This window comes from Microcystis sp. M53598_WE2, assembly GCF_030067735.1.
Classification (GTDB): domain Bacteria; phylum Cyanobacteriota; class Cyanobacteriia; order Cyanobacteriales; family Microcystaceae; genus Microcystis; species Microcystis aeruginosa.
The window spans coordinates 1-8,098 of record NZ_JASJFE010000092.1; the positions used below are offsets into that span (position 1 = coordinate 1).

Below are 8,098 nucleotides of genomic sequence, written 5' to 3' on the forward strand. Positions count from 1 at the left end.
CATCAGCAAAGGTAATCGAGAACCGAGGAAAAAATGCGGTCGGACTGACCGTGTTAGAAAACGCTCGCGGAGGCGATCTGACGGGGATCGACCGGGTTAAACCAGGTCGATCTAGTTAAAAGCCTAAGAACCGAGAATCCCCCGCTACACCGCGCGAGCGGTTAGCGGGGGAGAGTCAAAATCGAGTGTCGAATTTGAGTAGGAGACGGGATAAAATGGCCGATTGGCAGGAAATAGAGGGGGGGATCACGGCCCCAAAAGGATTTAAATCCGCAGGGATGGCCGCGGGGCTAAAACCGTCCGGTTTGCCCGATTTAGCCCTAATTGTCTCGGAAACAGAAGCGATCGCCGCCGGAGTCTTTACCACCAGTCAAGTGCGGGCCGCTTGCGTCGATTATTGCCGTCAACGCCTACAAACTAAAGCCAGCGCCAGGGCGATTTTGTGTAATGCCGGCCAAGCAAACGCCGCCACGGGGGCAGCTGGATGGCAAGATGCCCTCGATAGTGCCGCCGCCTTGAGCCAAGTTTTAGGGATTCCCGCCGATGCAATTTTGCTGGCTTCTACAGGAGTCATCGGGCAACGGATTCGCATGGATGCGTTAACCGCCGCTTTACCGACCTTAGTGGGTTTATTGTCGGAAAATGGTGGCGAAAGCACGGCCCGGGCGATTATGACCACGGATCTAGTCCCCAAATCGATCGCCTTGCAAACCACTATCGAGGGTCGTCCGGTCACAATTGGGGGAATTGCCAAGGGATCGGGGATGATTCACCCGAATATGGCGACGATGCTCTCCTTTATTACCTGTGATGCCGCAGTATCGACGGTTCTCTGGCAAAATATGTTAAGTCGGGCGGCCAATAAAAGTTTTAATCAGATCACGGTGGATGGGGACACCAGTACCAATGACAGTCTGATCGCCTTGGCTAACGGTCAATCGCGCACCACAGCCATCACAGAAATGGGCCGGGATGCCCAAAAGTTAGAGGCCATGTTAACGGAAGTTTGTCAATACTTGGCGAAAGCGATCGCCCGGGATGGCGAAGGGGCCACCTGTTTAATGGAAGTGCGGGTTTCGGGGGCGGCCGATGATCAGTCCGCTCGTCAGATTGCTCGCACCATTGCCGGTTCTTCCTTGGTAAAATCGGCGGTTTTCGGTCGAGATCCTAACTGGGGACGAATTGCGGCGGCCGCGGGCCGGGCCGGGATAGTCTTCCATCAAGAGGATCTGCAAATTAAGTTAGGCGACTTCGTGATGATGGAAAATGGCCAACCTCTGGCGTTCGATCGAGCTAGTGCCAGTAATTACCTGAAAGCGGCAGCAAGCGGGGCTTATTTACGAGAAGATACCGTTTTAATGTCTATCTGTATCGGTAACGGTTCGGGAACAGGTACGGCCTGGGGTTGCGATCTTAGTTACGATTACGTCAAAATTAACGCCGAGTACACTACCTAAAGCGATCGATCGGTTCTGTAAACAGGCTCTCTTGTCTTTGCTGGATTGTATCGCAACAGCTTGACCAAAGGTTGACGGCAGCATCTAGTCTATACTGGCAATCTCGACGATCAATCCTGTTGATCACACACCATCCAAGAGAGCCGATTACCCTTAATTAATCTTTTCAATCACCGCTTGTCCTAGTTGAATCAACTCAAAACCGATAAAAAGGCTTAAAATCACGGTGACAGCCTGATTAAGTAGGGGTATATTGCCTTTGCCTAGAACAGAAGCGACGAATTTGACCACAACTAAAACGAGAGCGCTAACAACGGCGATTTTGACGGCTATCATAGATTAATTTTTCCTCACGGTTAACCAAAGTATACTATGTTCCTGACGGGGTGACAAGCAGATTGAAAGTGAGACAGGGTGTGGGGTGTGGGGGGTAGGGTGTAGGGAGCAACAATCCATAACTGGGTTTTTAAAGTTCGATTTGTCTCGTTCCAAGGTAGAACCTCCGCAAATGCGTTCCAAGGGTTTCCCATAAAACGATTTAGTATCATTCCCAAGTATGAGAAAGCTGCCCAATGCCCAGGTTTTTGTTAAGAATTGTAAAATGTAGTTAGATTTATTTACTCAGAAGGGGATTTATGTCTAACCAAGAGTCGATTTTTCCGTTCCCTCAAAAACCAGTGTATTCCTCCGTATTCAAGTCGATTTTAGCGATAATATCAGTTATCTTAATTATGTTAGCAGTGATCGGCGGGCTAATGATGGTCAGTTTATCATTATCTTGGCCAGAACACAATATTTAGCGATTAATCCTTGGCTTAGTAGAAGATTTTTTTAATCCATTTGCTTGGATTAAAGTTCCCACGGTTGCTCATAGCTATCAATTATTATTACCCACAGTTATCCTGCTAATTTTTACGCAGTTAATCATTTTATTTTCTCCGCGTCCGCAAGTTTGGTCAAGATTAGTCATTATTTCTATCACTCTCGCTATCACCCTGCGCTATCTACTCTGGAGAATTCTGGCCACCTTAAATCTTTCTACTCCTCTCAATACCTTTTTTAGTTTACTGCTTTTAGGCATTGAGATGATAGTTTTAAGTGGTAGCATAATTCAGTTAGTTTTAGTCTTAACCACAAAAGATAGACGCAAAGAAGCTGATTTTTATAGCCAAGCAGTGATCAATAAACAATATTTGCCCACGGTAGATATCTTGATTCCCACCTATAATGAGCCAGCCTTCATCTTAAAAAGAACTATTATTGGTTGTCAAGCCCTTAATTATCCTCATAAAAATATTTATATTCTCGATGATACCCAGAGAGCAGAAATTCATCAATTGGCAGAAAAATTAAATTGTCATTATCTAACTCGTGAGGATAGAAAAAACGCTAAAGCAGGCAATTTAAACCATGCTCTCAGACAAACACAAGGGGAATTAGTGGTAGTTTTTGACGCAGATTTTATCCCTTTTCGTCACTTTTTAGAAAGAACTGTTGGCTGGTTTCAAAACCCTAAAATTGCCCTAGTGCAAACGCCCCAAAGCTTTTATAATGCTGATCCTATCGCCCATAACTTAGGTTTAGAAAATATCGTTACTCCCGACGAAGAATTATTTTATCGTCATATCCAACCAGCTAAAGATGGGGTGGGTAGTCCTGTCTGTGCTGGCACTTCTTTTATTGTCAGAAGAAAAGCATTAGACGAAGTGGACTACTTCAATACAGAATCTATTAGTGAAGACTATTTCACGGGAATTGCTATCTCTGCCAAAGGTTATGAAGTTATTTAGGGTTTGCGGCAAAAACTTTTTCAGCAGACCCTAATTAGACAGGGCAATCTGAAAAAACTTTCAGAAATAGGGGCAGAAATTCACCTGAGGGAACCCATCTACTCAGAAAAATTACTCCTAGATATTTTAGGCGAAGATTTGTGCCTATCGTCTCATCTAGTCAATCTAGAAAAACGAGGAAAAATCTGGCAAGCAACCCTTAAATTCCAGCCACTTAGCCTATCAGACCAGAGAAAACTAATTACTTTTTTATTCTGTCTTCCCCAGCGCTGGGATCTGAAAAATACGGCAGGAGAATTACAATCCCTTTGGTTGTTAATTATCAGCTTTTTTCGGGGGATAGGCTTGATTTGTCGGGCAATTCTGAATCGAAAAACAGCCCTTTAGTTCAGTCAAAAATCGAAAATACTTATCGAAAAATTAATGACTGATTATCGTATCAACTGGCTTTTGTCTGTGATTTTACTCACATGGCTATTCCTGTATTATCACAGTTGTCACTTGACCAAAACTTGACAGTATTATAGTAAGAGTAACCATTCTTAGATGGACTGGCTTATGAACAATCGTTTATGTCTTCACCTGATGGCTAATAAGGAAAAAGGGTTTGCCTTGCCTCTTGCCGTGTTAATTGGACTTATCCTGATGGTGACAGGAATGACTATGATCATGCGCGCCCAAGGGGACCAATCGAAAGTAATTGCCCAAAAAGCCCGGGCTGATAGTTTAACAAGTTCCGAAGTGGGGCTGGCTCGCGTGCAGGATCTACTCAATAGTGTTCGAGTTATGGCGACGGTTGACAGGAATTGTCCTCCTGGTGGCGATTGTTGGCAGAACGCCGAAGTGGTTACTAATCCCAGTACCAATTTACAAAGACATTTAAAAAAATTAGTCGACGCCGCCCCCTCCTGTAGTAATCCCAACGATGCTGCTACCTTGACGGCAAAAATCGATGAATTAAGAGGTTTGAGCGCAGATAGATGGGTTGATCTCGGTAATAATCGTTATTATCGCGTGGTTGGATATGATTATAATCCTGTGTCCGGGCAGGGAGTTCTCACCCTCGAAGGACTTTCCCGCAAAAGTGCCGCAATAGACCTGACTAACATTGCTATCAATAGAGATAGTGACGACAATGCCGCCTCCCGTAACCGCGTGGTGGTAACTATCCCTATTCTTGATGCCCCTCCCCTCGCATTTAACCGCAACACGGTCCCAGCTTTATGGATAAGTAAGGGAACGGCGGACGGTGATGCTAAATTTGAAGGGGATGTGGTGGAGGAGGTGGCGTGGCCAGAATGTGATATTGATAACGATAACAGACAAGATAAGATTAAACAGCCCACACCCGCACCCAGTCGCGACTACGAAGCACAATTTGTCGGTGTGTTTTTCCCCAATTTACCGCCGATTCCCACCGGCCTTCCCTCTGGTCAGAACATTCCGCTACTTAATACTTCTCAAACTTTTCCCAGACCGGGAGACACACCCACTACCCGCACGATTAACGGTCAAAGCGTACAAGTGTACGAGTATATCGTTAATAATATCAACTTGAGTGTTGGCGATAAGATTACCATTACTCGGGGGGAACGGGTAGTTTTCTATGTTAGAGGTAATATTCAAGGTGCCATCGAACACAATTGTGCTGGTGAGTCTGACTGTAAACCGGGCAATCTACAAATTTATGCCGATAATGGATTAGGTTCCCCCAATCCGCAAATTTGTCTGACAGGAAACCAAATACTACAAGCGTTTATCTTTGCTCCTGACTATTCCCTCGGTAACACTGGTGATCGTAATTTCTTCGGTGCTGCCTGGGGTAAAAATTGGGGCGAAATTACAGACTGTGCCTCAAATAGCGGTGCTGTAGCTGTTACTCAAATGGTAGAATGGACTGAATTAATCGACGGCCTGAAACCCCAATTTCCCCGACTTGGTAAGATTGCCAATTGGTGTGAGGAACCCATCGATACCCCTCCGGGTGAATCTAAGTGTGATTAATTTCGCGACTGCTTCACCCTCTCCCAGTCCCTAAAAAAGTTTAACTTATCGGATTGATGAGGGGGGTTGAGGATTTCGGTTCAGGACAGGTTTTATTGGTGAAATCACAGCGATAAATTGTCGGTTTTTGCCAACTGAGGGGAATTTCCAGCAAATCCCTCGAACCGGTCATCGCTTGTCCCAGAAAGAGAGCCAGAGCAATACAATTGAGAATTGTATGGGCGATGCGCCAACGATGGGAACGGTCTTTATAGATATCTTCGACAATTGCCAGAGAGAAAATCATCAGTAATGATGCCGCCATGCCGATATAGTAGTGAGACCAGTACCATTGGTCAGAGAGTCGCCAGACCCCATCCTGAGAACCGATAATAATTAAACCCATGCCAGTCAAGGTGGCAAAAATTCCGCGCCAGAGAGCTTGTCTAGCGCGGTAGAGACAGACCAAAGAGGCAATGGTGACAAAAAACATCAAAATCACAAAAATGACCTGAAAGGAGTCTAATTTTCCATCTTTTTGTTGATCGACAAAACCATTAAAACCGTAAACGACCGAGTAAGCTAGTGCTAACAGGTTAACCCCTACCACTGTACCCGTTAACCAGCGGCCTAAGCGTAGATGTTCTGGCCCGACCACTGGGGGAATTTTACTTTTATTTCCCGCATTGGTTTCTAGGCGACGTTGACGGGTTTGCCAAGCAAAGTTAACTACGAGGCCGATCATAGGGAAAACGACCACTATCCCTAGGACAGGATGAATGAGAGCCAGAAAATCGACGAATTGCATATAAATATCCCGAAAATCGTCAGCAGTTGACCAGCTATAGCCTTGTTTTTTTAGCTTATCGCAGATATCAGGAGCCGGTCGGCAAAAGGCAAAAGGCAGGAGATAGGGTGATAGGGTGATAGGGTGATAGGGTTTTGGGGTGATAGGGTGATGAGACAGCTTCCCCATTTCCCCACTTCCCCACTACCCCACTACCCCACTACCCCACACCCCACACCCCACACCCCACACCCCCACTTCCCATTTCGGCCTAGGAACCTCTTTGATAATCGGCTAATCTAAAAGCAGCAATCCCTAGATTCAATCCTGACTATGAAACTACAAGAACTTTTAACAACTATCACTCCAGTTGCCCCGATTTCTTCTCCTATCGCTTTAGAAACCGAGATTACAGGAATTTCCACTAATTCCCATGCTTGTCAACCGGGAGATTTATTTATCGGTTTACCCGGTACTCGCGTCGATGGGGGCGAATTTTGGCGTTCCGCTTTGGAAACCGGGGCCGTAGCGGCGATTATCTCCCCGGCAGCCGCAGCTAAATTTCCCCCCCCGGAGGATGCTTCGGTAATGGTTGTGGCAGATTTAGTTACTGCTACTGCTGCGATCGCTGCTAAATTTTATCATTATCCTGCCCAAACCCTAAAATTAATCGGTGTGACGGGAACCAACGGCAAAACCACCACCACCCATTTAATTGAATATTTTCTCAGCCAAGCAGAGATTCCCACCGCGTTATTCGGGACTCTTTACACCCGTTGGCAAGGATTCCAAGAAACCGCTAATCATACCACCCCTTTCGCTAACGAGTTACAAGCTAGTTTAGCCAAAGCGGTGAGCGCCGGCAATGAAATCGCCGTCATGGAAGTTAGTTCCCATGCACTGGCCCAGGGACGGGTACAGGGTTGTACTTTTCCCGTGACGGTGTTTACCAATCTCACCAGAGACCATCTCGATTATCACCTCGATATGGAAGATTATTTTGCCGCTAAAGCTAAATTATTTAGTCCCGATTATCTGCAAGGTAAGGCGATTATTAACCTTGATGATGCCTATGGTCAACGTTTAGCGGCCTCCCTCTCTCCTCAACAGGTTTTAACCTATAGTGTGTGCGATGCTCGTGCCGATTTTTATACTAAAGATTTACACTATCAACCCACGGGAGTGGAAGGGGTGATGGTGACTCCCCAAGGGGAAATAGCCTTTGCTTCTCCTCTGGTGGGTCAATATAATCTGGCTAATCTCTTAGCGGCGGTGGCAGCAGTGTTAGAATGTGGTGTAGATTTAGGGACAGTAATCGGTCAAATTCCCCAGTTTTCAGGAGTACCGGGGCGGATGGAACGGGTTAGCATCGCTCCCGACCAAGATATCAGCGTCATTGTTGATTATGCCCATACTCCCGACAGTTTAGAGAATGTTTTAAAAGCTTCCCGGCCCTTTATTTCTGGTCGGATGATTTGTGTTTTTGGTTGTGGCGGCGATCGAGATCGGACAAAACGGCCGTTAATGGGTAAAATAGCGGCAGAATTAGCAGATTTAGCCATAGTTACCTCCGATAATCCCCGCACAGAGTCTCCCGAACGAATCCTTCAGGATATCGTCGCTGGCATTCCCCCAGAAATTACTGTTCAGGTAATTAGCGATCGCGCTTTGGCCATTGACACCGCTATTCAAGCAGCGCAACCGGGAGACGGAGTAATTATTGCCGGTAAAGGTCACGAAGACTATCAAATTTTGGGGACGGAAAAAATCCATTTCGATGACCGCGAACAGGCCCGGGCCGCTTTGATGAAAGTAAAAAAGTGATTAGGGATGATTAATTGTCAAGAAAAGCTAACATTAGTTGACCGAAAATTTGGGTACAAGCCCCGCCATGCCCGCGCAGGGTCGGGCGGCTCCACCTTAAATATGTATTGTCAACTTAAGGAATTTTGTGTTAAGATGTTGATACTCGATCGAGCAGTGTCAAGATGTTTGTACTAGAATACAAAGTTAAGCCAAAACCTAATCAGATAGAAGCCATTAACGAAGCAATACGGACAACCCAATTTGTTCGGAATAAA

The 8,098-nt window shown here is 45.9% G+C and carries 5 protein-coding genes and 2 pseudogenes; 5 read left to right on the plus strand and 2 right to left on the minus strand.

Annotated elements, in window-relative coordinates; translation table 11 throughout:
- Window positions 1-215 precede the first annotated feature (215 nt).
- Window positions 216-1,457, plus strand: coding sequence for a bifunctional ornithine acetyltransferase/N-acetylglutamate synthase (gene argJ / locus PX636_RS02145; protein WP_002796125.1), 1,242 nt, complete (start codon window positions 216-218; stop codon window positions 1,455-1,457).
- A gap of 153 nt (window positions 1,458-1,610) precedes the next feature.
- Here the strand turns inward: argJ and PX636_RS02150 are convergent, their stop codons facing one another.
- Window positions 1,611-1,793, minus strand: coding sequence for a hypothetical protein (locus tag PX636_RS02150; RefSeq protein WP_002769951.1), 183 nt, complete (start codon window positions 1,791-1,793; stop codon window positions 1,611-1,613).
- Between the two features lie 470 nt (window positions 1,794-2,263).
- Between PX636_RS02150 and PX636_RS22550 the strand changes: the two are divergent.
- Window positions 2,264-3,634 (plus strand): annotated as a pseudogene (locus tag PX636_RS22550) (glycosyltransferase family 2 protein).
- Between the two features lie 171 nt (window positions 3,635-3,805).
- Window positions 3,806-5,251, plus strand: a complete 1,446-nt coding sequence (locus tag PX636_RS02165) for a hypothetical protein (protein ID WP_288116085.1) — start codon at window positions 3,806-3,808, stop codon at window positions 5,249-5,251.
- Between the two features lie 40 nt (window positions 5,252-5,291).
- On the opposite strand, the gene PX636_RS02170 is transcribed toward PX636_RS02165, so the two are convergent.
- Window positions 5,292-6,038 (minus strand): DUF4079 domain-containing protein, encoded by a 747-nt coding sequence (locus PX636_RS02170; protein ID WP_288116087.1) that lies wholly within the window; start codon window positions 6,036-6,038, stop codon window positions 5,292-5,294.
- Window positions 6,039-6,350: 312 nt separating this feature from the next.
- On the opposite strand from PX636_RS02170, the gene PX636_RS02175 reads away from it, so the two are divergent.
- Both PX636_RS02175 and PX636_RS02180 read left to right on the plus strand, forming a co-directional pair.
- Window positions 6,351-7,841, plus strand: a complete 1,491-nt coding sequence (locus tag PX636_RS02175; RefSeq protein WP_288116086.1) for a UDP-N-acetylmuramoyl-L-alanyl-D-glutamate--2,6-diaminopimelate ligase — start codon at window positions 6,351-6,353, stop codon at window positions 7,839-7,841.
- 164 nt (window positions 7,842-8,005) lie between these two features.
- Window positions 8,006-8,098, plus strand: a pseudogene (locus PX636_RS02180) (transposase); the annotation flags it as partial.